Annotated in this window: 21 protein-coding genes; 13 read left to right on the top strand and 8 right to left on the bottom strand. The window is 67.4% G+C overall.

Annotated features, from left to right (window positions below; genetic code table 11):
* Positions 1 to 16 precede the first annotated feature (16 nt).
* Positions 17 to 922 (bottom strand): Lrp/AsnC family transcriptional regulator, encoded by a 906-nt coding sequence (locus G6N57_RS17495; RefSeq protein WP_077741266.1) that lies wholly within the window; start codon positions 920 to 922, stop codon positions 17 to 19.
* A gap of 217 nt (positions 923 to 1,139) precedes the next feature.
* Between G6N57_RS17495 and G6N57_RS17490 the strand changes: the two genes are divergently transcribed.
* The 4 genes from G6N57_RS17490 to G6N57_RS17475 are packed head-to-tail and all read left to right on the top strand — an operon-like array spanning position 1,140 to position 6,722.
* Complete coding sequence (locus G6N57_RS17490) at positions 1,140 to 2,699, top strand: purine-cytosine permease family protein (RefSeq protein ID WP_077741267.1); 1,560 nt, start codon at positions 1,140 to 1,142, stop codon at positions 2,697 to 2,699.
* Entirely contained in the window at positions 2,696 to 3,643 is a 948-nt protein-coding gene (gene speB, locus G6N57_RS17485) for an agmatinase (protein WP_075921378.1), read from the top strand. Before G6N57_RS17490 ends, speB begins: the two co-directional genes overlap by 4 nt.
* Complete coding sequence (locus tag G6N57_RS17480; RefSeq protein WP_077741268.1) at positions 3,636 to 5,240, top strand: thiamine pyrophosphate-binding protein; 1,605 nt, start codon at positions 3,636 to 3,638, stop codon at positions 5,238 to 5,240. Before speB ends, G6N57_RS17480 begins: the two co-directional genes overlap by 8 nt.
* Positions 5,241 to 5,255: 15 nt before the next feature.
* Positions 5,256 to 6,722 carry a sodium:solute symporter family protein gene (locus G6N57_RS17475; protein ID WP_077741269.1) on the top strand — a complete coding sequence of 489 codons (1,467 nt, stop codon included), beginning with the start codon at positions 5,256 to 5,258 and terminating at the stop codon, positions 6,720 to 6,722.
* Here G6N57_RS17475 and G6N57_RS17470 read toward each other — a convergent pair.
* The 3 genes from G6N57_RS17470 to G6N57_RS17460 are packed head-to-tail and all read right to left on the bottom strand — an operon-like array spanning position 6,719 to position 10,296.
* Entirely contained in the window at positions 6,719 to 7,405 is a 687-nt protein-coding gene (locus tag G6N57_RS17470) for a YwaF family protein (protein WP_077741270.1), read from the bottom strand. The two genes, G6N57_RS17475 and G6N57_RS17470, sit on opposite strands and share 4 nt — an antisense overlap.
* A gap of 15 nt (positions 7,406 to 7,420) precedes the next feature.
* Positions 7,421 to 8,782 carry a metallopeptidase TldD-related protein gene (locus tag G6N57_RS17465; protein WP_077741271.1) on the bottom strand — a complete coding sequence of 454 codons (1,362 nt, stop codon included), beginning with the start codon at positions 8,780 to 8,782 and terminating at the stop codon, positions 7,421 to 7,423.
* Positions 8,779 to 10,296, bottom strand: a complete 1,518-nt coding sequence (locus G6N57_RS17460) for a TldD/PmbA family protein (protein ID WP_077741272.1) — start codon at positions 10,294 to 10,296, stop codon at positions 8,779 to 8,781. The genes G6N57_RS17465 and G6N57_RS17460 overlap by 4 nt, the downstream gene beginning before the upstream one ends.
* Positions 10,297 to 10,346: 50 nt before the next feature.
* Between G6N57_RS17460 and G6N57_RS17455 the strand changes: the two genes are divergently transcribed.
* Together G6N57_RS17455 and G6N57_RS17450 are read left to right on the top strand one after the other, a co-directional pair.
* A complete protein-coding gene (locus G6N57_RS17455; protein WP_077741273.1) occupies positions 10,347 to 12,014 on the top strand; it encodes a sulfatase-like hydrolase/transferase in 1,668 nt (555 codons plus the stop codon).
* A 150-nt stretch (positions 12,015 to 12,164) separates the two neighbouring features.
* On the top strand, positions 12,165 to 13,151 hold the full coding sequence (locus tag G6N57_RS17450) for an NAD-dependent epimerase/dehydratase family protein (protein WP_077741274.1): 987 nt from the start codon (positions 12,165 to 12,167) through the stop codon (positions 13,149 to 13,151).
* Positions 13,152 to 13,200: 49 nt separating this feature from the next.
* Here the strand turns inward: G6N57_RS17450 and G6N57_RS17445 are convergent, their stop codons facing one another.
* On the bottom strand, positions 13,201 to 13,983 hold the full coding sequence (locus G6N57_RS17445) for a cutinase family protein (protein WP_077741275.1): 783 nt from the start codon (positions 13,981 to 13,983) through the stop codon (positions 13,201 to 13,203).
* A gap of 238 nt (positions 13,984 to 14,221) precedes the next feature.
* Between G6N57_RS17445 and G6N57_RS17440 the strand changes: the two genes are divergently transcribed.
* Entirely contained in the window at positions 14,222 to 16,450 is a 2,229-nt protein-coding gene (locus G6N57_RS17440) for a S9 family peptidase (RefSeq protein WP_077741276.1), read from the top strand.
* On the opposite strand, the gene G6N57_RS17435 is transcribed toward G6N57_RS17440, so the two are convergent.
* On the bottom strand, positions 16,424 to 17,170 hold the full coding sequence (locus G6N57_RS17435; RefSeq protein WP_077741277.1) for a helix-turn-helix domain-containing protein: 747 nt from the start codon (positions 17,168 to 17,170) through the stop codon (positions 16,424 to 16,426). The genes G6N57_RS17440 and G6N57_RS17435 overlap by 27 nt on opposite strands.
* Positions 17,171 to 17,234: 64 nt before the next feature.
* On the opposite strand from G6N57_RS17435, the gene G6N57_RS17430 reads away from it, so the two are divergent.
* From G6N57_RS17430 to G6N57_RS17405, 6 genes are all read left to right on the top strand, one after another.
* Positions 17,235 to 17,939 (top strand): DUF3159 domain-containing protein, encoded by a 705-nt coding sequence (locus tag G6N57_RS17430; RefSeq protein ID WP_077741278.1) that lies wholly within the window; start codon positions 17,235 to 17,237, stop codon positions 17,937 to 17,939.
* Positions 17,940 to 18,026: 87 nt separating this feature from the next.
* The gene (locus tag G6N57_RS17425; protein ID WP_077741279.1) at positions 18,027 to 18,437 is read left to right on the top strand and encodes an SDR family NAD(P)-dependent oxidoreductase; all 411 of its coding nucleotides are present in this window, start codon (positions 18,027 to 18,029) and stop codon (positions 18,435 to 18,437) included.
* 48 nt (positions 18,438 to 18,485) lie between these two features.
* Complete coding sequence (locus G6N57_RS17420; protein WP_077741280.1) at positions 18,486 to 19,358, top strand: carbohydrate ABC transporter permease; 873 nt, start codon at positions 18,486 to 18,488, stop codon at positions 19,356 to 19,358.
* Positions 19,345 to 20,157: a carbohydrate ABC transporter permease gene (locus G6N57_RS17415; protein ID WP_077741281.1), complete on the top strand. Its 813-nt coding sequence runs from the start codon at positions 19,345 to 19,347 to the stop codon at positions 20,155 to 20,157. The genes G6N57_RS17420 and G6N57_RS17415 overlap by 14 nt, the downstream gene beginning before the upstream one ends.
* A gap of 73 nt (positions 20,158 to 20,230) precedes the next feature.
* Complete coding sequence (locus G6N57_RS17410; RefSeq protein ID WP_077741282.1) at positions 20,231 to 21,562, top strand: ABC transporter substrate-binding protein; 1,332 nt, start codon at positions 20,231 to 20,233, stop codon at positions 21,560 to 21,562.
* 52 nt (positions 21,563 to 21,614) lie between these two features.
* Positions 21,615 to 22,610, top strand: coding sequence for a DUF4349 domain-containing protein (locus G6N57_RS17405; RefSeq protein WP_077741283.1), 996 nt, complete (start codon positions 21,615 to 21,617; stop codon positions 22,608 to 22,610).
* On the opposite strand, the gene G6N57_RS17400 is transcribed toward G6N57_RS17405, so the two are convergent.
* Both G6N57_RS17400 and G6N57_RS17395 read right to left on the bottom strand, forming a co-directional pair.
* Positions 22,500 to 23,342: a CbiQ family ECF transporter T component gene (locus tag G6N57_RS17400; RefSeq protein ID WP_077741284.1), complete on the bottom strand. Its 843-nt coding sequence runs from the start codon at positions 23,340 to 23,342 to the stop codon at positions 22,500 to 22,502. The genes G6N57_RS17405 and G6N57_RS17400 overlap by 111 nt on opposite strands.
* A complete protein-coding gene (locus G6N57_RS17395; protein WP_077741285.1) occupies positions 23,339 to 25,384 on the bottom strand; it encodes an ABC transporter ATP-binding protein in 2,046 nt (681 codons plus the stop codon). The genes G6N57_RS17400 and G6N57_RS17395 overlap by 4 nt, the downstream gene beginning before the upstream one ends.
* Between the last annotated feature and the right edge of the window lie 103 nt (positions 25,385 to 25,487).

Genomic DNA, 25,487 nt, shown 5'->3' with positions numbered 1-25,487 from the left:
GGGCGGCCCCGGGTGATTACCCGGACCCTGATTCCAACACCTCCAGGCCGGAGGCATAACTCTCCTTGACCACGTCCAGATGTACCCAGCTTTCGACGACCCCGACCCCTGGAAGTGCCCGCACCGCGTCGAGGATCTCGACCAGCTGTGCGGCCGAGAACGCCCGCACCGTGGCCAGCAGATCGAACCGGCCCAGCGTGCGCGCCACGAAGATGACCGACCGCATTCCCACCAGGGCCGACACCACTTCGTCGCCTGCTCCGGTCAGCCGGATACCGAGGCCGAGGGCGCTCTGACGGTCCTGCCCGGAATGCCGGACCACGGCACCGATGCGCACCACCTGCGATTCGACCAAGCGCACGACCCGCCGCCGCGCTCCCGCGGGTGAAAGTCCCACCGCGTCGGCGAGATCCACGTAGGAGGCCCGTCCGTCATCTTGGAGGGCGCGCAGCAGGGCCAGATCCACATCGTCGACCTCGACGCTGACGTCACCGACCGGGCCGACGACATCGCGCAGCACCTCGACATAGGTGAGCGTGTCGACACCGACGACGCCGGTCATGGCGCGTAGTTCGGCGATCACGCCGTCGATGTCGCGGATCGAGCCGACCCGCACCTCGGCGATCAACCCGTACGCACCGCTCGTCAGCGACAGGAACGCAACGTCGACGCGTTGCGCCAGCGCTGTCGCGATCGGCGCCACCGGCCCGTCGACCATCACACTCACATGGGCCAGCGCGCCCCGACCGAGCACGGCGGGATGTACGACTCCGCGGACCACCACCTGCCCGCCGTCGAGCAGGCGCTGTGTGCGCGCTGCCGCCGCCGATCGCGACAGCCCCACGTGCTGCGCGATGTCGCGGTGCGTCAGCCGGCCGTCGCCCTCGAGAAGGCTGATGATCGCCTCATCCACCTCGTCCAACGGGCACCGCCTGAAAATTGGTCGAAAAATTTTCCACACAATCCTACCGGCAGAAAGATCGGCGTAGCCGTGATACTCCGCGCCTTCTGATCTAAATGACGCAAGCTACTGGCATATCGATACTCATGACCGCGGTGCCATGATCGAATCGATTGCATGTCCTGAACTGCGGGTTTACCGTAACGCACATCACATTCACCTTCGGGCAAGGATCGTCATGGCAACGGAATCACCCGCGATCACCGCACCGCCCAGGGCGACCGAGGTAGAGACGCACGGCGTCGAACCGATCCCTGATGCCGAGCGCACAGCCGGCCCGCTGGATCTGTTCCGGCTGATCTTCGGCGGGGCCAACACCATCGCCACCGTCGTGCTGGGCACCTTCCCGATCATCTTCGGGCTGTCATTCCGCGATGCCCTGCTTGCCACTCTGTCCGGTCTGATCCTCGGGGCGCTGATCCTGGCCCCGATGTCACTGTTCGGCCCGCGCAACGGGACAAACAACGCGGTGTCCTCGTCAGCACACCTGGGTGTCCACGGTCGTGTGGTCGGTTCGTTCCTGTCGCTGCTGACCGCCGTCGCGTTCTTCTCGATCTCGGTGTGGACCTCGGGTGACGTCCTGGTGGGCGGCGCCAACCGCGCGATCGGGCTGCCTCAGAACGACGCCATGGTCGCGGTCGCCTACGCCGTGTTCGCACTGCTGGTCCTCGTCGTGTGCATCTACGGGTTCCGATTCATGTTGTTGGTCAACAAGATCGCCGTCGTCGCCGCGACGCTGCTGTTCCTGGCGGGCATCGTCGCCTTCGGCGGCATGTTCGACGCGAGCTACGCGGGAACCCTCCCGATGGGCGATCCCATGTACTGGCCCTCGTTCGTCGGCGCCGCACTGATCGTGATGTCCAATCCGGTGTCGTTCGGCGCCTTCCTGGGCGACTGGGCGCGCTACATCCCCCGCGGCACCCCGGCCTGGAAGACCATGCTGGCCACCATCGCAGCGCAATTGTCGACGCTCGTGCCGTTCCTGTTCGGTCTCGTCACCGCCAGCGTGATCGCCGCCCATGCCCCGGACCGCTTCGCCGACGGCGACTACGTCGGCGGACTCCTGACCGTGTCGCCCGGGTGGTACTTCATCCCGGTCTGCCTCATCGCGCTGATCGGCGGCATGTCGACCGGCACCACCGCGCTGTACGGCACCGGCCTGGACTTCTCCAGCGTGTTCCCCCGCTTCAGCCGTGTGCAGGCCACCATCTTCATCGGCTCGATCGCGATCGTCTTCATCTTCATCGGCCGGTTCGCTTTCAATGTGGTGCAGAGCATCTCGACGTTCGCCGTCCTCATCGTCACCTGCACCGCGCCGTGGATGGTCGTGATGATGATCGGCTGGTTCACGCGCCGCGGCTGGTACGACTCCGACGCCCTGCAGGTGTTCAACAGGCGCCAGCGCGGCGGCCGGTACTGGTTCACCCACGGATGGAACTGGCGTGGGCTGGGTGCGTGGCTGGTCTCGGCAGCCCTGTCGATCTGCTTCGTCAACCTGCCCGATCAATTCGTCGGCCCGCTTGGCAATCTCGCGGGCGGCGTAGACCTGTCCATCCCGGTCGGTCTGGGCCTGGCCGCAGTCCTGTATCCGGCGCTGCTGTGGGCATTTCCCGAACCCCGCGACGCGTTCGGTCCCGACGGCCCCCGCGCCGTCCCCGCCGGGCCGGCCGCAAACATCCCGATCGTCAGTGACGACAGCCCCGAAATCACCCCAACCGCAGAGGAAGTGACAGCATGACCGCCCCGATCGGCCCCGTCGACGCATCGAAGATCCCGCGCTTCGCCGGCCCGGCCACCTTCGCCCGTCTGCCCCGTCTCGACCAGGTGACCAAAGCTGACGTCGTCGTGGCCGGGGTGCCCTTCGATTCCGGCGTGTCCTACCGGCCCGGCGCTCGGTTCGGCCCGACCCACGTCCGCGAGTCCTCGCGGTTGCTGCGTCCGTACAACCCCGCCATGGACGTGTCCCCCTTCGAGCTCATCCAGGTCGCCGATGCCGGTGATATCGCGGTGAACCCCTTCAACATTCACGAGGCCATCGAGACCATCGAAGGCGCCGCACGTGACCTGACCGCCGACGGCACCAAGCTGGTGACCATCGGTGGCGACCACACCATCGCGCTGCCCCTGCTGCGCGCCGCCGCCGCCAAGCACGGCCCGGTGGCGCTGGTGCACTTCGACGCCCACCTGGACACCTGGGACACCTACTTCGGTGCCGAGTACACCCACGGCACGCCGTTCCGCCGCGCGGTGGAAGAGGGCATCGTCGACACCGAAGCGCTGTCGCACGTCGGCACCCGCGGGCCGTTGTACGGCAAGAAGGACCTCGAGGACGACCGCCGGTTCGGGTTCGGCATCGTCACCTCCTCCGACGTGTACTACCAAGGTGTGCGCGAGGTTGTCGACAAGCTCCGCCAGCGCCTCGGCAACCGGCCGGTCTACGTGTCGATCGACATCGACGTGCTCGACCCGGCACATGCCCCCGGCACCGGCACGCCGGAGGCCGGCGGTATGACCAGCCGCGAACTGCTGGAGATCCTCCGCGGGTTCCGCGGGCTGAACCTGGTGGGGGCCGACGTCGTCGAGGTGGCCCCGGCCTACGACCACGCCGAGATCACCGGTGTCGCCGCATCCCACGTCGCATACGACCTGGTGTCCCTGCTGGCCTTGGGGCCTGATGCGTAACGGCGGCGACCTGGTCGTCGAAACCCTGACCGCGCTGGGTGTCTCACATGTGTTCGGCATCCCCGGCCAGAACGCGCTGGGCCTGTTCGACGCCATCCGGCGCAGCGATCTGACATTCGTCAGCTCCCGGGTGGAGAACAACTCGGCGTTCGGCGCCGACGGCTACAGCCGCGTCACCGGCGAGGTCGGCGTGCTCTTCCTGTCCACCGGTCCCGGTGCGTTGACCGCACTCGGTGCGCTACAGGAGGCCTACGCCACCGGGGTTCCGCTGCTCGTGATCGCCAGCCAGGTACCGCGAGCCGGTATGGGTCTGCGTCGCGGCATGCTGCACCAGCTCGACGATCAGAAGGCCAGTGCGGTCAACGTCACGAAAAGCGTTGCCACGGTGCGCCAGGCCGCGGAGATCCCGAGCCTGATCGCCGACGCGTACGCGCTGGCCCGCTCGGCGCCGGCCGGGCCGACCTGGGTGGAGATCCCGCAGGACGTCCTGCTGGAGCCGACGACGGTGCCGCCGGTGGCAGCGCTCGAGGTGGCGCCGACGCAGCGTGCCCCGCGGGCCGAATTGATCCAGGACGCCGCGACATTGCTGAACGGCGCGCAGCGACCGGTCATTCTGGCCGGCGGCGGTGTGCGGCGCTCTCCCGGTGGCCCGGCGGCCCTGGTCGCCCTCGCCGAGAAGCTCGGCGCCCCTGTGGTTTCCACGGTCGGCGGCAAGGGTGCCATCTCCTTCGACCATCCGCTGTCGGCCGCGTCGTGGATCGAGGACCGCTACACCACCGCAATGCTGGAGGACGCTGACGTACTCGTGGCCGTCGGCACCGCGATGGGCGAGGTCACCAGCAACTACTTCACGTTCGCCCCGCGCGGCCGGCTGATCCACATCGATGCCGAGGCGCGCGTGCTCGAGGCCAACCATCCCGCGCTCGCCATCCACGCCGATGCCGCGCGGGCCATGCGAGCGCTGACCGAGCTGGTCGACGCGCGCGACAACACCGCGGCCGCCGTCCAGGCAGCGGAGCTGCGAAAGGCTGTGCAGGACAGACTGGCCGGCCAGGAGGTGGCGACAGAACTGCGGCTGATGGCCGACCTGCGGGCCGCGGTGCCGTCGGGCACTCACACCTTCTGGGACATGACGATCGCCGGCTACTGGGCCTGGTCGGCGTGGGATCCCCAGAACGGTGCCTTCCATTCCGCCCAGGGCGCAGGCGGGTTGGGATTCGCCTTCCCCGCCGCACTGGCCGCCGCGATCGCCACCGGCGAACGCACGTTCGCGGTGTCCGGCGACGGCGGCGGCATGTACTCGATCGCCGAACTCGCCACGGCCCGGCAACACGACGCCAACATCACCTGGCTCATCGTCGACGACGGCGGCTACGGCATCCTGCGCGAATACATGACCGCCGAGTTCGGCACCGCGACGGCCACCGAACTGGCCAGGCCCGACTTCGCCCGGCTCGCGGAGAGTTTCGGAATACCCGCGCACACCGCCACACCCGACAACGTCGGAGACATCGTGGCCGCCACGTTCGACACGGACGGCCCGGCCGTGATCGTCCTGCCCGCAGTGCTCAAGATGTTCGATCCCACTCACCTCTGAACCGAAGGAATCATCGTGGGTAAACCAGTCGATATCGCGATCGTCGTCATCTATCTCGTCGCGATGCTCGCCTTCGGGTTCTGGGGTAAGACCCGGACCAAGGACTCCGCGGACTTCCTGGTCGCGGGCCGGCGCCTCGGACCGACGCTGTACACCGGCACCATGGCCGCCGTCGTGCTCGGCGGCGCCTCCACGGTGGGAGGCGTGGGACTGGGCTACAAGTGGGGCATCTCCGGGATGTGGCTGGTGGTGGCGATCGCCATCGGCCTGCTGGCCCTGAGCCTGTTCTTCGCCGGACCCATCCAGCGCCTGCGGGTCTACACCGTCGCGCAGATGCTGAGCCTGCGCTACGGGGTGGATGCGACCTCGGCCTCCGGCGTCGTCATGGCGGCCTACACGCTCATGCTGTCGGTCACCTCGACCATCGCCTACGCGACGGTGTTCAACGTGCTGTTCGGCACGGGTAGAACACTTTCGGTGGTGATCGGCGGCATGGTCGTCATGCTGTACTCGTCGATCGGCGGCATGTGGTCCATCACCCTGACCGACATGGTGCAGTTCGTCCTCAAGACCATCGGGGTGTTCTTCCTGCTGCTGCCGTTCACCTGGCACCGGGCCGGCGGCTTCGACGGCATCCGGGAGCGCGCCGGCGACGCCGTGTTCAGCCTCACCTCCATCGGTACCGACACCATCATCACGTTCTTCGTCGTCTACAGCTTCGGAATGCTGATCGGGCAGGACATCTGGCAGCGGGTGTTCACCGCGCGCTCTCCGCAGGTCGCCCGCTGGGGTGGGACGACAGCCGCGATCTACTGCGTGTTCTACGGAATCGCCGGCGCCCTGATCGGTTTGGCCGCGTCGACCTTCATGCCCGACATCAAGGCCAAGGACGACGTGTACGCCCAGATCGCGGAAGCGATTCTGCCCGTGGGCATCAGCGGCATCGTGCTCGCAGCGGCGGTCGCCGCGATGATGTCGACGGCATCGGGTGCCCTGATCGCGACCGCCACGGTCGCCCGCACCGACATCAAGCCGATGCTGCTGCGGTTGGTGGGCCGCAGGCCCGAGGAGACCGAAAACCCCGAAGTGGACGTGCATTCCGACCGCCGCTATGTCGCGGTGCTCGGCATCATCGTCATCATCATCGCCGCGTTGCTCAACGACGTCGTCGGCGCATTGACCATCGCCTACGACATCCTGGTCGGCGGCTTGCTGGTGCCGATCCTGGGCGGCTTCCTGTGGAAGCGGGCCACCGGCGCCGGCGCGCTGGCCGCGATGGCGGTCGGCACGCTCGTCACGCTGGGCACCATGGCGGTGGTCGGCGATGTGCTGGCCAACGAGCCCATCTACTTCGGCCTGGTGGCCAGCTTGATCGCCTACGTCGTGGTGAGCCTGGCGACGCCACGCACCTCCGCCGACGTGCTGCAGGTGTGGGATGACCGGTTGGCCGGCCGCGACACCAGCGAGGTCGCGCGCACCTAACCCGAGTGCCGTTCCCACGGCCAGGTCATCAGCGCCCATACGACGGCCACCAACGCACTGGCGACCAGGACGTAGACCGGCCACGGACCCATCACGTCCAGCAGCGACGCGGTGGTGGGTTTGGCGTTCAGGAAACCGTAGTTGGTTCCGGCAATACCGTTGAACGCCATGGTGACAACGGCCCACACCGCGGTCGCCACCACCACGAGCCGGTAGTCACGCCAGTGCGGGCGCATGCCGCGGCCCCACGTCAAATAGATGGCCGCCCAGACCACCAGCAGATGAATGGACCAGAACGCCAGGAACTCGTAATGCGGGAAGTCCGGGCTCTTGAGCACGGGCGAGATCAGCGCCTGGGTACTCAGCACCAGGCCCCAGTAGTACGTGAGCACGTATGCCCAATGCCGCTGCGACCACAGCGCGTAGGCGCCGACCACGGTCGCCAGGTCGGTCAGGCGCAACGGCACGGACCGCTCGATCGACGGCGGGAACAGTGTGTAGGCGAACATCGCGACGTAGATCGCGGCCGTCACCGCGCCGAGTATCCGGCCCAAGGTCCGTGACTGCTGTTCGGTCTGGCGCCGTCCGAGCCAGACCAACAGCACCGCCCCGACGGCGAACACGGCGATGGCGGCCCAGTGCGACGGGCCGTACACCGTGAATTGCCGTTGGGACAACAGCATCGGACCTTCCTCAGCTCATTGGGCCTGGCTCACCGAGGACATGTGGAAGTCCGGGATCCGCAGCGTCGGCATGGACGCCCGAGTCGCCCAGTCGCCCCACTCGCGCGGCAATGTGACCTCGCTGAGGCCGGCCTCCGTGGCGCGGCGCAACAGGTCGAGCGGGCTCTCGTTGAACCGGAAGTTGTTCACCGCGGCGGTCACCTCGCCGTCCTCGATCAGGTAGACGCCGTCACGGGTCAGCCCCGTGAGCAGCAGCACGGTCGGGTCGACCTCGCGGATGTACCACAAGGTGGTGAGCAGCAGGCCGCGTTCGGTGCCGGCGATCATATCGGCCAATTCGAGTGCGCCACCGGTCATCAGCAGATTGTCGGCAGGCACCGCGACGGGCGTACCGTATTCGGCAGCCACCGCCCGTGGATAGGCCAGCGCATTGACCACCCCGTCGCGGACCCAGTCCACCCGGCCGATGTCCATGCCGTTGTCGAAGATCGACATCCGCTCCGACGAACTCGGAACCGCGACGAACGGTTGGCAGGCCAGCTCTCCGGCGAACGGGTCCGAGTACAGCGTGAGCCCCAGATCGGTGAGCTTCTCCCCTACCCGGGTGCCGCCGGGTGCCGACAGCGCGGTGCGACCCTCCTGCGCCCCGCGACCGTCCATCGCCCAGGTGAGATAGATCATCATGTCGGCCACCGTCGAGGGCGGCATCAATGTCTCGTAGCGACCGGCAGGCAATTCGACCGTGCGCTCGGCCCACCCCAGCTTCAGCGACAGCTCGTCGAGCAGCGAATCCACCTGAACGTCAACGAAATCCGGTGTGCTCACCCCGGCCCAGACACTCGCCCCGTCCCGCTTTGCGTTGATCTCGACCGACCCGGTCGGCTGGGTGTAGCGCCGGCGCAGGCCGGTGGAGGTCGCCAGGAACGTCGTCTCCATGACATGGCGGGCATATCCGTAGAGCTGATCGGACCCGGCGAACCCCTTGGCCAGATCACCGGCGATGCCGGTGAACACCTGCGCACCGGTGCCTACCACCGGTGCGTCCCAGTCGGCCGGCAACCCCGCGCCCGGCAACGGCGGTGCGGCATCCCGGGCCTCGGGTGAGGCCACCGCGGCGCGCTCGGCGGCAGCCACCAACTCCGGGATCACCGCCGGATCAACTTCGGTCGAGCGCACCGACCCGGCGTGCGCCTTGTCCCCGCGGCGCACGATCGAGATCACCGTGATGGTGCGACCGACCGTCTCACCGTTGGTGGTCATCGAGTTACCGGCCCACCGCAGCGAGGCGTCCGACCGGTCGGTGACCAGGATCATGGTTTCAAGCCCGGGATCTGCTGCACCCAAAGCGATGTCGACGACCTGCTGTGCGCCGATCATCGGCCGCCCTCCGTCCGGGTGTTGAGTACGTTGATGCCGCGGAACAGGGCGCTCGGGCAGCCATGGCTGACCGGTGCCACCTGCCCGGGCTGGGCCTTGCCGCAGTTGAACGCCCCACCGAGGCGCCAGGTGGACGGCCCGCCGACGGCTTCCATCGCACCCCAGAAGTCGGTGGTGGTCGCTTGGTATGCCACGTCGCGCAGCTGCCCGTCGAGCCGGCCGTCGCGGATCCGGTAGAACCGCTGACCGGTGAACTGGAAGTTGTACCGCTGCATGTCGATCGACCAGGATTTGTCGCCGACGACGTAGATCCCGTCGGACACCCGCGCGATCAGGTCCTGCGTGCTGAGGTCGTCCGGGCCGGGCTGTAGTGACACGTTGGCCATCCGCTGGATCGGGACGTGATGCGGCGAGTCGGCGTACGAGCAGCCGTTGGATCGTGCCTCGCCGAGCCGGGGCGCGAACACCCGGTCCAGCTGATAGCCGACGAAGACACCGTCGCGCACCAGGTCCCAGCTCTGCGCCCGCACCCCTTCGTCGTCGAAACCGACCGTGGCCAAGCCGAATTCCACGGTGCGATCAGCCGTAACGTTCATCACGGGCGAGCCGTAGCGCATCGTGCCGAGCTTGTCGGGAGTGGCGAACGAGGTTCCGGCATAGGCCGCCTCGTAGCCGATCGCGCGGTCGTATTCGGTGGCGTGCCCGATCGATTCGTGAATCGTCAACCACAGGTTGGACGGGTCGATGACCAGGTCGGTGGGTCCGGCGACAACGGAGGGTGCCTTGGTTTTCTCGGCCAGCAAGGTCGGCAGCTCCGCCAGTTCGGAGGTCCAGTCCCACACGTCGTCCCCGGCCAGCGCTTCCCACCCCCGCGCCGTCGGCGGGGCCAGTGTGCGCATGGTCTCGAACGACCCGGCGGCCGAGTCGACGGCCACCGCCTCCATCGTCGGCATGACCCGCACCCGCTGCTGGGTGATCGAGGATCCGAACGCGTCGGCGTAGAAGGTCTGCTCCTTGACCGCATGCACGCCCGCCGACACATGGTCCACACCATCGGCCGCCAGCAACCGGCCCGAGTACTCCCCGAGCAACCCGATCTTGTCGGCGGCGGGGACGACGAATGGATCGACGCCGTAATCGGACACCCATGTCACGTCGGTGTAGACCGGTTCGCCGGCCAATTCGATGCGCTCGGCGTTCAGCGATGCCAGCGTCGTCGCCACCTGCACCGCGCGGCGCGCCGTCTCGGCGGCCACCCCCGGTGCCAACTCGGCGTGGGAGGCGAACCCCCAGGTGCCGTCCACGATCACCCGCACCGCCAGCCCGACCTCGCGGTTGACCACGGACATCTCCAACTCACCGTCGCGCAATTGGATGATCTCGGTGGTGATGCGGTGAATCCGCAGGTCGGCATAGCTGGCGCCGGCCGAGGCTGCCGCGGACAACGCCGCGTCAGCCAACTCGAACCGGGGCAGCTCCAGGAAATCAGCGTCCACGCGTCTTTGAGCTGTCACGATGTCTCACACTAAACGCTCCTCTCAGGATGACCTCCTAACCTGACTGGATGGCAGAGCTCAGCAGGCGGACAGTTCTGGGTGGTGCGGCGGTGGCCGCCGGCGCGGCCGCGGTGGGATTCGGCGGCTACGAACTACTGGGCAGACGCACGCCGGAGGCGGCCGGTCAGCCCAACATCCTCGTCGTCATCGTGGACCAGATGCGGGCGCCGCAATGGTTCCCCGATACCGAGCAACTCGGTGCCCTGCTGCCGAATCTCGACCGGCTCCGGGTGCGCAGCACGTCGTTCGGTTCGCACTACAGCGCATCGAACATGTGCACACCGTCGCGCGGGGTGCTGACCACAGGGCTGTACTCCCACCAGACCGGATGTCTGTACACCGGGGAAGGGCCCACCGAGTCGACGCTGGCGGCCCGGTTCCCCACCTGGGGGACGATGCTGCGCGACGCCGGCTACCGCACCTGGTGGTGGGGCAAATGGCACCTGGGCAGCATGGCCGACAACACGCCCGACGGCCTGGACGTGCACGGATTCTCCGGCGGCACCTACCCGTCCCCCAACGGCGCACCGAACCAAGGCCTGCAGCAGGACCCGTCGATCGTCGATCAGTTCGCCGGGTGGTTCGACGCCCACGCCAACGAGGGACCCTGGTGCACCACGGTATCGCTGGTCAATCCGCACGACATTTGCTGGTGGCCGAAAAACCCTCTGCCGGAGGATGTTCCGCGCCGGTTCAGTGCAAAGCCGGTGAACTTCGAGACCGCAGAGGATCTGCGGCGACGCGGCAAGCCTCAGTTGCAGATCGACTACATGAACTTCATGTCGCCGCTGATGACCGGCGCGATGGACTACACCGGCCCAGAGGCCGCCGCGCAGTGGGCGCGGTGCCTGGACATGTACCTGTGGCTACATCAGCAAGTGGACACCCAGATCGGCCGGGTGCTGGAGACTCTCGCGGCCCGGCCGGAGATCGACGAGAACACCGTCGTCGTGTTCACCTCCGACCACGGTGAGTACGCCGGCTCGCACGGCCTGCGCGGCAAGGGTGCCGCCGTGTACGAGGAGAGCATTCGGGTACCGCTCTATATCCGTGACCCGTCAGGTCACCTGACACCTGACGCCGGTGCCACCCGCACACAGCTCACCTCCAGCGCTGATCTGGCGCCACTGCTGCTGACCATCGCGCACGGCGGCGCGGGCTGGCGGTCTGACTCCCGCTACTCCTATCTGTCCAGCCGGGCCGACATCGCCGGAATCGCCGCCGACGCCTCGACATCGGGCCGGCCCTGGATCGCCCACGCCACCGACGACATGTCAGTGGAGGAAATGGCCGCGCTGATGAAATCCCCGCTGGCAAAGAAGTTCTTCGGCGCCGACGGCCCGCCCACCGAGATCCCGACATCGGCACCCAGTCACATCGTGGCCGTGCGTACCCCGGAGGCCAAGCTCGGCATGTACACCTACTGGAAGCCCGGCACCATGGACATCGACACCTCCCGGCCTGTCCATCACGAGATATACGACTACACAACCGATTCCGGTGTTCAGGAGCTCGACAACCTGGCCGGCCGCAGCGCCAAGCAGGCTGACTTGCAGGGGCTGCTCGATCACGAGGTGCTGCCCGAATTGCGGGCCCCGCTGCCGGAGTTCCTCAACGAGGCGCAGGAGCAGGGGTTGGCGAACATGAAGGAGCTCGCCACGCTTCGCGGAGGCTGAGCCGACAAATCTGACACATAGGCTGAGCCGACAAATCTCGCACAGAGGCTGAGCCGACCGATACAGGACAGGGCTGAAAACGCTTCCTTCCGGCTCCTGACGTACTAGCGTCCTTGCGACAGTCGTTCTGTTCGCTGGGAGGTTGGCGTCATGCGCGTGTTGGTCACCGGCGGTACCGGATTTGTGGGCGGCTGGAGCGCGAAAGCGATTGCCGATGCCGGTCATTCCGTCCGCTTTCTGGTGCGCAATCCGGACCGGCTGCACACCAGTGTCGCCAGGCTCGGGGTCGACGTCTCCGACCATGCCGTCGGTGACATCACCGACCGCGACTCGGTCATGCTCGCGCTCGACGGCTGCGACGCCGTCCTGCACAGTGCCGCACTGGTTGCCACCGATCCGAGCCAGACCGCGCAGATGATGAGCACCAACATGGACGGTGCGCGCAACGTGCTCGGCGGGGCCGCCGAACTCGGCCTCGATCCGATCATCCACGTATCGAGCATCACCGCGTTGTTCAATCCCGACGTGGAAACCCTGGAAGCCGACCTGCCGGTGTTCGGCGGGACCGACGGCTACGGGCGGTCCAAGGCCCAGGTCGAAATCTATGCCCGCGGAATGCAGGACGCCGGCGCACCGGTGAACATCACCTACCCCGGCATGGTGATGGGGCCGCCGGTGGGCAACCAGTTCGGCGAAGCGGGCGAGGGCGTGGCCGCCGCACTGCAACTCGGGGCGATCCCCGGTCGCAGCGCGGCCTGGACCATCGTCGACGGTCGAGACCTGGCCGCTCTGCATGTGGCGCTGCTCGAACCCGGGCGCGGCCCGCGCCGCTACATGGCCGGCGGACATCGCATCCCGGTGGACCAACTTGCCAAGCTGCTCACCGAGGTCGGTGACAAGACCATGTTCGCCGTTCCGGTGCCCGACACCGTGCTGCGGGTGGCCGGACAGGTGCTCGACCGGATGGGGCCGTTCCTGCCGTTCCAGACCCCGTTCACCGAGGCTGGGATGCAGTACTACACGCAGATGCCGGCGTCCGACGACTCACCGAGCGAACGCGACTTCGGTATCACCTACCGGGATCCACGAATCACGCTGGCCGACACCGTCGCCGGATTCCGGCAGCTCGAAGGCTGACGGCCGGAAGCGAATCCGCTTCCGGCCGTCAGCCTGTGTTCAATTGGTGTCAGTTGTCGCCGACTTCGGCTGCGGTCTGCACGACCGGCGCCGAGGGCGCTGCTCCACCGAGCTGTCGGGCCACGAAATCGGCTGCCTGGACTGCCATCCCGTTGTCCTTGTAGGAGCTGTGGGCGGCGCGGTTCAGGCCTCCCGGGAAGCAGATCGGGTCCCCGGGAGCGCACAGCTGGATGGTCTTGGCCACGTAGGGCTGACCGATCGCGATGGGCGGTGCGCTGCGGTCAGCCAGGCCCAGAACGAAATCGTCGGGTGTGCCGAACAGCGCCACCGCGGCGACGTGCGAGGCGACCGATGCCGGCATCGGGCCGCTGATGCCGGCGGGCAGGACGTACCCGGCCGGAACGGAGCTCGAGGTCGTGTAGCCGGCCACCGCGGCGCCTTGCGAGTACCCGCCGAGGACGATCTTGGTCGCCGGGCAGTTCGCGGCGATCGACTGGATGCGGTTGCTCGCATCGGCGATCCCGTCGGTCGCCTGCCCGAAGTTCAGCGATGCCGGGTAGTTGACCGCGTACACGTCGACGGACTTCCCGGGAAGATCGGCGGTGAGCGCATCGACGAACGCCTGCCCGGTGGCGCCCACCCCGGGCGCCTCGTTGGTGCCGCGGGCGAACACCACCTCGACGTCGGCGCACCCGTCGGCGGCGTTTGCCGAGGCGATCGGGCCCGCCAGCGAGCCGAGGACCATGGCGGCCGCAGCAAGCACGGTGAAAAGCATGGCCTGCGCCATCCTGGCGATCGAAGCCCCCGTCCGGGCTCGCTGTGATGTGCTCATGAGATTCTCCCCAGTCCCTGTTAGCGGCGATTACCTGCTACAAGTGCGGCGCAGCGAATTCGATTCCGGAGCGGTCAAGTGATGTACGTCATCTGAGCAAATGGCTCGCACCGGGATTGCCGGGACGGTTTCAGGCGTTGCTTACCCGCTCGCTTACCGGTTCGAGTTGGGTGAATGCCCCGGCAGGGTCAGATACGGCCTTGACCATGCCGTTACGTCCGGGTGTTGGCTGGAGGGCGTGACGACGATTCTCACCGACGCTGACTACGCCCGTGCCGAACAGATGCTCGCCCCGTACCGGGCACAGAAGGTGCCGGGCAGCAAGTTGACGCCGCGGTGGCTGTCCGACGGAGAGCGGTTCTGGTACCAGGTCGGAGCCCACTACGTCATGGTGAACCCCGACGACGGCAGCCGCCGCGACGCGTTCGACCACGACAGGTTGGCCGCCGCGCTGTCTGTCGAATCCGGGTACGCCGTGACCGGCGATGACCTGCCGATCACCGCGGTCGAGTTCCGCGACGGTGCCGTGCAGTTCGCCGCGTGCGACGCCAAGTGGGAGTGGTCGGACGACGCCGGCCTGCGTGAGTCCGATCATCGGACGCCCGTGCCTGGCGAGGTGCCGTCCCCGGACGAGAAGTGGGTGGCATTCCGCCGGGACGGCAACATCTGGGTCAGGAGCGTCGACGGGGAGGAGTTCGCGCTGACCGACGACGCCGAACCTCACTTCGACTACGGAGGCCTGCCCGAAACCACCGGCGCCAGGGCGCTGACGCGTGCTCTCGGGCTGCCGGCGCCCTCGATCTTTCACTGGTCACCCGACTCCGCCCGAATCCTGGTGCAGCGCATCGACCAACGTGATCTGCCCGAGTTGGTTCTCGTCGAGTCCTCGCCTGCCGACGGCGGCCGTCCCGTCGAGCACCGCACCCGCTACACCATGCCCGGCGAGGACGCGGTCGCGCACATGACGTGGAATGTCCTCGATGTCGATCAGCGCGGCATCGTCCGGCAACAGACCGAGCCCACGCCGATCATGCACAACGTCGCCCTCGTGTACGCGTGGTGGGGCCCCGGCGGCCAGGCCTTCTACCTGCACCATTCCCGGGACGCCCGCACGTTGGAGCTGCGCCGGCTCGACCCGGATACCGGTGCAGTCACCACCCTGATCAGCGAGACCGGCCAGACCCGCATCGACCCCACCGTGGAACTCGGTGAACCACAGCTGGTGCGGGTGCTGGAGTCCGGCGAGATCGTCTGGTGGTCGCAGCGTGACGGCTGGGGGCATTTGTACCTCTACTCGGCCGACGGGCAGCAGAACACGCAGATCACCCGCGGGCCGTGGCTGGTGCGCCAGCTGTTGTGGGTCGACGAGGACCGTAGGCAGGTATGGTTCGTCGCCGCCGGCCTCGTCGAGCACGATCCGTATCTGCGCCAGATCTGCCAGATCAACCTCGACGGTTCCGGGTTCCTCCGGCTCACCGACGACGAACTCGACCACGATGCCGTCAGTCCACCCGAAGGCGGCTATCTCGTCGACCGGGCATCGTCGTCGAGCCTGCCTCCGCGGTCGGCCGTGCTCGACGGTGATGGGCAGGTCCTGGTCGAGCTCGAGTCGCCGGCCACCCAGGCGCTGGAGGCGCTAGGTTGGCGCCCGCCCGAGCGTTTCCGCGCAACTGCCGCAGATGGCAAAACACCGATCTACGGCCTGCTGTGGCGCCCACACGATTTCGATCCGCTCAACCGCTACCCGATCATCGAGCACACCTATCCGGGCCCGCAGATCTACCGTGCCGGACCGTCGTTCGATCCGCCGCACCACGGCGAGCCGGAAGCCTTCGCGGCGTTGGGCTTTGCGGTGGTCGCGATCGACGGCCGCGGCACGGCCGGGCGCCACAAGGCGTTTCACGATCATTCCTACGGCGACCTCGGTAACGCCGGTGCCCTCGATGACCATGTCGCCGCGATCCGCGAACTCGGCCACCGATATCCGTGGCTTGACACCGCACGTGTCGGGATCACCGGTCAGTCCGCCGGTGCGTTCGCCGCCGCGCGTGCAGTGCTGAAGTATCCGGAGTCTTACCACGTGGCGGTTGCGACGTCAGGAAACCACGACAACAACATCAACCTGGCGATGTGGGCCGAGCATTATCACGGCGACCTCAGCAACGAGGGCAGGCAGGCGATCTCGAATGCCACGCTGGCCGCCAACCTGACGGGGAAGCTGCTGCTCATCCATGGTGAGCTCGACGACAATGCGCACCCGTACATGACGATGCGGCTCGTCGACGCACTCATCAAGGCCGACAAGGACTTCGACCTGATCGTCATTCCCGGGGCCGAACACGCGCTGATCGGCCACCAGCATTACTTCGTTCGCCGCACCTGGGATTACTTCGTCCGGCACCTGCACGGCACCGAGCCGCCGAACTACCGGCTCGCGCCGCTACCGCTCCCCCACCTTCGCGGCTGAAGCCCGCAGGATTGCTCGGGCCCGGCGCAGCACATCGAGCTGCGCCGGGTTGTACAGATCGGCCATCGCCCCTTCGATCGCCTTGTCCGCGAAGCATTTCCCCCGAGGGGCGTCCGTGCGGGCGTCGGCAAGTCCAGGATGTGCCAGGTTCACCGCCTCGATGTAGGGAACGAGGCGCTCGGCGAGGGCCGCGCACGTCTCCTCGTCGGCGTCGGCGGGCAGGTTGTCGAATTCCAACGACGCCGGATCGTCGGGCGCTTCCCTCATCATGTCGGCGTAGACCTGCAAACCCCGCGGACCCAGGACGCGGCTCAGCACGACAACAAGAGAGCGATCGGCCGCGCTCATCTTGGCTGCAGCCGCCGGAGGGACAAAGTCATGCGGCAGGTCCGTCGGCGCGGAGTGCGCCAAGAGCACGGCGAGTTCGTCGCGGGCGCGCTGCAGCCGGGCGATCGTCGCGGCGAGTTCGTCGTCGAGTTCTTGCAGTGCTTGCTCGGGGTGGTCGTCGGAATCCCCCATCGCAGCGATCTGCGGAAGCGAGAATCCCAGCTCGGTCAGCCGTTTGATGCGCACCAACTTGACCAGATGTGCAACGCCGTACTGCTTGTACCCGTTGGAGCGGCGCTCAGGCTGGGGAAGCAGACCCACGTCGTGATAGTGCCGGACCGCACGCAGGCTCGTGCCCGCGAGCTCGGCGATTTCCCGCGTACTCCAGGCCATGATCCTCTACTGTGCCACTGCGCCGGCTTGACCATGCCGTTACGTCCGGGTGTGCCATGGACGCATGCCGACACCTCACGTCTCCGCTGACGCCGTCGACCCGGCCGCAACAGAAGAACGGACGCCGACGCTGCTTGAACGCATGGGTGGGGTATCGGGGCTGGTGCACGCCAGCCTGCCCACATTCGCCTATGTCACCGTCAACGCGATCGCGGGTTTGAACGCGGCCGTCGCGGTAGCCGTCGGCACCAGCGTCGCTCTCATCGCGCTCAGGCTGCTGCGCAACGAGCCCATTCAGCCGGCCATGTCCGGATTGCTCGGGGTCGTCTTCGCCGCGCTGATCGCGTTTTACACCGGTTCCGCAGAGGGCTACTTCCTGCCGGGCATCTGGCTCAGCCTGGCCATGGCCACCGCGTTCACCGTCTCGGTGGTGGTGCGGCGCCCGTTGGTCGGGGTGGTCTGGAATCTGATGCGCAGCAGCGGACCCGATCCGTCATGGCGTACCGACAAGGTCGTGCTGCGCACGTTCGACGTCGTAACTCTGGTGTTCACCACGGTGTTCGCCACGAGATTCATTGTCCAACAGTGGCTCTATGACGGCGGCTTCACCGGCTGGCTCGCGTTCGCACGGATCGCGATGGGTTATCCGCTGCTGGGCGTGGCGCTTGTGGTTGTGTACTGGGCGGTTCGGCGGGCGAATCGGCGACTGAGCGCTGGTCACCGGCCTACTCATACCTATCACCCGCCGAACTCGGCATCCACGGTCTGACAATCCTCCTTTACCGGGTTGCCACGGTCGCCACCGCATTCGAAGCTCAATGGCACAGACACCTTCCCCACGACTGAGGAGCTCGAAATGACCGGTCTCAACGGCAAAGTCGCTCTGATCACGGGGTCGGCCCGCGGCATGGGCAAGGCCATCGCCCTGCGCTATGCCGAACTCGGAGCTAATGTCGTGTTCGCCATAAACAGCAAGGGAACTTTATTCACCCTACGGAAGGCGGCCAGGTACGTCGCCGACAACGGCCGCATCATCTACGTCAGTTCGAGCACGACCTGCAATCCCATTCCCGGCGTGGGACTTTACGGATCCAGCAAGATGGCCGCACGGTATGCCGTCGGCGTGCTCGCCCAGGAGATCGGCGGCCGCGGGGTCACCGTCAAGACCATCCTGCCGACGGTCATCGCCGACGCCGGGGTGTTCACCGACATCGCCGGCTGGGTCAGCGGACAACACCTACTCATCAGCGGCGGCGCTCAGCAGTAGCCCGCCCGCCGTGGCAATCGAACGCCACGAACCGCTTTAATAGATCAAATGGCCACCACCCGGCTCCGCACGACCGCACTGGGGTATGCGCTCGTCGCCCCCAGCCTCTTCGGCGTGGTCACCTTCCTGCTGCTGCCCATGCTGGTGGTGATCTGGCTGAGCCTGCAGCGTTGGGACCTGCTCGGTCCGATCGAGTATGTGGGACTGGACAATTGGGCGTCGGTGCTCACCGATTCGTCGTTCGGTACCTCCTTGGCGGTGACGCTGCTGTTCGTCCTGCTGGTGGTGCCGACCCAAACCGTGCTCGGGCTCATCGCGGCGTCACTGCTGGCGCGAGAGCTTCCCGGCACCGGCTTCTTCCGCACCGTGTACGTGCTGCCGTGGATCTGTGCGCCACTGGCCATCGCAGTGTTGTGGAAATGGATCCTGGCTCCCACGGACGGCGCGCTGAGCACCGTGTTGGGCCGCCAGGTGGACTGGCTCACCGATCCTGGGCTGGCGCTGCCGGTGGTGTCGGCCGTCGTGGTGTGGACCAATGTCGGCTACGTGACGCTGTTCTTCCTGGCCGGCATCCTCAACATCCCGGCCGACGTCCACAACGCCGCCCGCACCGACGGCGCCACCGACTGGCAGCGGTTCCGTCACATCACCCTGCCGATGCTGCGCCCGACGATGTTCTTCGTCCTGGTCACCGGAATCGTCAGCGCCGCGCAGGTATTCGACACCGTGTACGCCTTGACCGCGGGCGGGCCGCAGGGCCACACGGACCTGGTGGCCCACCGGATCTATGCCGAGGCGTTCGGTGCGGCCGCGGTGGGCCGGGCCTCGGTGATGGCCATCGTGCTGTTCGTCATCCTCGTCGGCATCACGCTGCTGCAGCACATCTACTTCCGCCGCAGGATCAGCTATGACCTCACGTAACGCGCTGATCTACGCGGGGCTCCTTCTCGGCGCGGTGATCACCCTGCTGCCGTTCGGGCTCGGGCTGCTCACCTCGTTCACCTCGGCCGAGCAGTTCGCCACCGATCCCCCGTTGTCGCTGCCCAAGCCGCCGACGCTGGAGAACTACATCGGTCTGTCCGACGCTGGATTCGGCCGCGCGATCGTGGTGACCGCGTTGATGACCGCAGTCATCCTGCTGGGCCAGCTGGTGTTCTCGGTGCTGGCCGCCTACGCCTTCGCCCGGCTGCAGTTTCCCGGTCGCGACGCCCTGTTCTGGGTGTACATCGCGACACTGATGGTGCCCGCGACGGTGACGGTGGTGCCGCTGTATCTGATGATGGCCGAGGCCGGACTGCGCAACACCTTCTGGGCGCTGGTGCTGCCGTTCATGTTCGGCTCGCCGTACGCGATCTTCCTGCTGCGTGAGTACTTTCGGTCCATTCCGCGGGATCTGATCAACGCGGCCCGCCTCGACGGCGCCCACACCCTGGACGTCATCACCCATGTGGTGGTGCCGGCCAGCCGGCCGGTCCTGGTGACCCTGGCCCTGATCACCGTGGTGAGCCAGTGGAACAATTTCCTGTGGCCCTTGGTGATCACGAGCGGCAGCAAATGGCAGGTGCTCACCGTCGCGACGGCCGGGCTGCAGACGCAGTACAACGCGCAGTGGACCCTGGTGATGGCGGCGACCACGGTCGCGATCGTCCCGCTGATCGTGTTGTTCATCGCGTTCTCGCGCAACATCGTCCGTTCGATCGTGGTTACGGGGATCAAATGATCGTCGAGATCTACACCAGGGCTGTGAAATCGCGGGCGCAACGACCCTCACGTCGATCTCGCGGGGCACGCGGATGAAGCCGAGACGCTCGACGCTCATCGCTGCCTGCCTCGCCCTCGTCATGGCCACACTGTTGGTGGCCGCAACGCTGCTCGGCCACACCACCGAGCCAGAAGGGCGCACCGTCGTCACCGTGCGGCTGTGGGACCCACAGGTCGCCGCGGCCTACCGGGAGTCCTTCGCAGAGTTCAGCAAGGAACATCCGGATATCGAGGTGCGGGTCAACACGGTGGCGTATTCGGCCTACTTCGACAGCCTGCGCACCGACGTGGCCGGAGGCAGTGCCGATGACATCTTCTGGCTGTCCAACGCCTACCTCGCCGGCTACGCCGACAACGGCAGGCTGCTCGACATCGGACAGACATTGGGCGCCAACGCCGCCCGCGCCTGGGAACCCTCGGTGGTCAACCAGTTCACCCGTAACGACGCCCTGTGGGCGGTTCCGCAACTGACCGACGCCGGCATCGCGGTGTACTTCAACGCCGACCTGCTCGACGCCGCCGGTGTGGACCTCGCCGAACTGACCACGCTGCGCTGGTCCGACGGACCCGACGACACACTGCGGTCGCTGGCGGCCCGGCTCACCGTGGACGAGCAGGGCCGCAGCGCAGACACCGAAGGCTTCGACGCCGGACGCATCCGGCAGTGGGGCTACAACGCCGCCAACGATCTCCAGGGCATCTACCTCAACTACATCGGCTCGGCGGGCGGCATCTTCACCATCGGTGACCGCTTCGCGTTCGACAACCCGCAGGCCGTCGAGGCCTTCAGGTATCTGGTTCGCCTGATCAACGACGATCACGTCGCCCCGCCGGCCGCGGCCACCAACAACAACGGAGACTTCTCCCGCAACACGTTCCTGCAGGGGCGCATGGCGCTGTTCCAGTCCGGCACCTACAACCTGGCTGCGATCGCCGGCCAGGCTCGGTTCCGGTGGGGGGTGGCGATGCTGCCGGCCGGCCCCAAAGGCCGGGTCAGTGTCACCAACGGCATTGCCGCAGCGGCGAACTCAGCGACCAGCCACCCGGAGGCGGTGCGCGAGGTGTTGTCGTGGATGGGCAGCAAGCACGGCAACGAATACCTCGGCGACAAGGGCGCCGCCATCCCGGCCGTGCTGGCCGCCCAGCCGGTGTACCACGACTACTGGAAAGCGCGCGGCGTCGATGTCAGCCCGTTCTTCCGGGTGCTGAACGGGCCGCGAATCCCAGCCCCGGGCGCCGCCGGCTTCCCGGCCGGATACCAGGCCCTCAAGCCGTACTTCGACGAGATGTTCCTGGGCCGCCGCGATATCGAGAAGTCACTGGCCGACGCGCAATGGGCGGCCAATTCCGCGGCTGCCCGCTGACCCGAGAGAATTCCCGGCCCCTGACCCGCGGCAGGTCGCTTACATTGGGCTGATGCCCCAGCACACCCGTGCATCCCGCCACCGCCGACTGACGGTGGCACTGTTTACCGCCGCCATGTTGGCTGCCGCACCGGCTTGCGCAGCCGGCCACTCCCCGAGTTCCTCTGGCCCGGCTGCCCCGCAGAGCGACGCCGGTTTCGCCCCGGCGGCCCCGGCGCCGGAGGCGGGTCCGGGAATGAAGGACGCGCCGATACCGACCGAGGTCAAACGCGACATCGTCAAGACCGCGTCGATGTCGATCACCACCGGCAATCCGGCGGCGGTGGCGGACAAGGCCGTATCGCTGGCCACCGATGCCGGTGGCCGGATCGACAGCCGCTCCGAGGACGCCGGCTCCAGTTCCGGTCGCGCACACATCTCCCTTGCGCTTCGGGTTCCGGCCGCCAAACTCGAAGGGACCCTCGACGAGTTCAAGACGCTCGGCACGGTCCAGACCGTCGAGGTTCGCGCCGACGACGTGACGTCACAGCGCGTCGATCTCGACGCCCGTATCAAGGCACTGCAGACCTCGGTGGACCGGCTGCTGGGGATCATGCGGGACGCCAAGGATCCCGAGGCCCTGATCCAGGCCGAGAACGCGCTGTCCCAGCGCCAGGCCGACCTGGACAGCCTGCGCGCGCAGCGCACCCAGCTCGGCGACCAGATCGACTACAGCACGGTCAATCTCGACATCACCGCCGAGCAGATCGGTGGCCCCGCCCCGCAGTATCAGGGGTTCTGGGGGCAGGTCGAGCGCGGCTGGCACGGCTTGGTTTCGGTGGCATCGGGCGCGGTGATGGTGTTCGGTCTGCTGCTGCCGTGGCTGGCGGTCGTCGTCATCGCGGCGGTGATCATCGTGGCCGTGATCCGGCTGACGAGGTCGCGTACCGGGCAGGCGTCAGCGACGGGGCAGGCTGGTGGGCAGGATCGTGAGCTCCAGAGCCAGGGCACTGCCGCAGACCACAACGAGGACGGCGAAGGCGATCCAGTCCCGCGTCCGGGGCCGTGACGGCGCCGCCGAGATCTGACCTGCGCCACCGCGCGCCGTGATGGCGTCGCCCATCTCGTCGCCCCGGCGCAACGCCACGGTGACGGCAGCGGCCAGCAGGTCGACCAGATTGCTGATCCGCTGCTTGCGCCGCGCCCGGAAGGTCTCGGCCGGTTCGACGGGCCGCAGCCGGTGCGCTGCATACAACGTACGGAACTCGTCGATCAGCATCGGGAAAGCCCGCAGCGCCAACGCAATCGTCACCGCCCAGTCATGCACGGGGATGCGCAGCACACGCAGCGGACGGCCCAGCGTGGCCACCGCAGGCGCGACGTCGGCGACGTTGGTGGTCCAGGACACCAGCGCGCCCAGACCCAGCAGCACGATCGACAACGCGGTGATCCGCAGGAAGTTGAGCAGCCCGCCAAGGCCCACCTGTATCGACCCGATGTCGACGAACGGGGACCCTCCGGCCAGTGCCGCCAGCCCCGCTCCGATCACCAGCAGGATCCACAGAAAGAACGGGATCGACGGCAGCACGCCACGCGGAATGTGCGCCAGCCGCGCGGTCACCAGCACCAGCACCGCGACGAACGCGATCGGCACCCATCCGGGATAGAACGTCAGCAGCACGCCGATGCCCGCGACGGCCAGCAATTTCGTCCCGGCCCACAACCGGTGGATGACGGTGTCGCCGGGGACCGGGCGCAACAGCACGACGGGCTTGCGCTGGCCTCGTGTCGGTGCGGTCATCGGGCCCCTCCGGCAGCCGTCGGGGCGAGGGCGAGTTCACCGTGATGCAGATGCAGCGTGCGCGGGCACAGTCCCTCCAGCCCGGTGAAGTCGTGCGAGATGACGACGACGGTCAACCCGTTGTTGTGCCGCAGATCCTCCAACAACCGCAGCAGCCCGCGCTGGCTGGCGGCGTCCAGTCCGGCCAACGGCTCGTCGAGGATCAGTGCGCGCGGTGAGCGGGCCAGCAGTCCGGCCAGTACCACGCGGCGCATCTGACCGCCCGAGAGCTGATCGATCCGACGCTGGGCCAGTGCGGCGTCCAGTCCGACCATCTCCAGGGCGCCCGCGACGCGATCGTGCTCGCGCGCCGAGAAGCCTGCGGCGGAGGCGATTTCACGTTCCACGGTGCTGCGCATCAGCTGCAGCCGGGCGGCCTGGAACGAGATCGCCACGGCACCGACCTGTTGCGCCACCGGCGCGCCGTCCAGTAGGCAGGCACCGTAGGTGGGGACCGTCAGCCCGGCCATGATCCAGGCCAGGGTCGATTTGCCGGACCCGTTCAGACCGTGCACCAGGACGCCGTCGCCCTCGTTGACGGTGAACGTGATGTCACGCAAAGCTGTTTTCGCCCAAGGGGTTCCGCTGGCGTATTCGTGGCCGACGCCGGTCAGTTCGAGTACCGGGGCACTGTTGTGCACAGCCGGAGTGGCAGCGACGGGCACCGCGGAGGTCTGCACCATGTCGGTGTTGTCGGCCGAACCGCCGTTGCCGCTGAGTGCCACCGTACGGTCGGCAGAATCGGCCTCGTCGTTGTAATGCGTGATGTGCACCAGCGACATCTGGTGGTGGTCGGTCAGTCCGGACAACACGTTCATCAAGGTGTCGCGGCCCTGTTGGTCGACCATGCTGGTGACCTCGTCGGCGATCAGCAGCGAGGGTTCGCGGGCCAGTGCCGCGGCGACGGCCAGCCGTTGCAGTTCGCCACCGGACAGTCCCCCGGTGTCACGTTCGGCCAGGCCGTCGAGCCCGACCTCGGCCAGCAGCCGCTCGACGTCGGCAGTCGTGCCGACGGGAAGACCCCACACCACGTCGTCGGCCACCCGGCTCCCGAGCACCTGACTCTCCGGATGCTGCATCACGACTGCGGTGCCGCCGACGCGGCCGAGCCCGACCGCACCGGCCCGCTCGATGCTGCCCGCGCTGGGTTGGCGCCCGGCCAGCATGAGCATGAGCGTGGTCTTGCCCGAGCCGTTCGGTCCGGTCACCGCGACATGCTCACCGGGGAGCAATTCCATCGACACCGGACCCAGCGCGTCGCGCTCGACACCTGGATAGCGGAACCGCACGTCGGTCAGCCGGGCCGGCACGGGCCCGATCGTCGCACCCTCATCTTCGTGGTCGGCGTCGAGCTTGTGCACGTCGGGGATGCCGAGCAGGCGGGCCAGAATGCGTGACAGCGCCCACCAGCCGATCATGCTGACCGAGGTGATGCTGGTGATGCCGAGAAACACCATCAGCAGCGGCCAGTAGTCCAGCATCGTGGCGAAGACGGCCCTGAGCGGATCGGCCGCCACGTCGAGCACCGGGATGCGCTCGAAGACCTTGGCCATCCCCTCGATGCCTGCGGTCAACGAGTCGAAGATCAGGCTGCGCAGCCGCGTCAGAACGGTCAGCGCGACGACGATCGCCGATCCGAACAACGCCCCGGCCACCACGGCGGCGGCGAACGCGGTGCCGGTGCCGCGGCCCCGGCGCTTGACCACGCCGGTGAGTCCACCGATGTAGGCGCAGTCGACGACGGTCATCATTCCGCCCATGCCGGCGATGAGGAACGCGATGGTGCCGGCGGCGACGGTGGCCGCGAGCAGAACCCGCAGCCGGTAACGGTAGGCCAGCAGCCCCATCGGCACGGTTCCCAGTACCGAGAGCCCCGCGGCGAAAGGCACCACCACGGCGATGATCGCGGTGGCCGCACAGAGAGCAGCCATCACCGCGGCCTGCGCAAGCTCGCCGGGAGTGAGGCCGCGCCGAGGCGTCGTCGCCGGGGGTTTCGCGGTCATCGTTCGATTCTGCCAGCCGCGATCGCGGCCGTCGGGTGCCCGTTGTGTGAGCGAGCGCACCCCGCCGACTAGACTACATAGCAAATCTATGTAATATGGTGGG

Origin of the sequence: Mycolicibacterium boenickei, from assembly GCF_010731295.1 — a bacterium.
GTDB classification, from domain to species: Bacteria; Actinomycetota; Actinomycetes; order Mycobacteriales; family Mycobacteriaceae; genus Mycobacterium; species Mycobacterium boenickei.
This window is presented reverse-complemented; position numbering and strand designations above follow the sequence as displayed.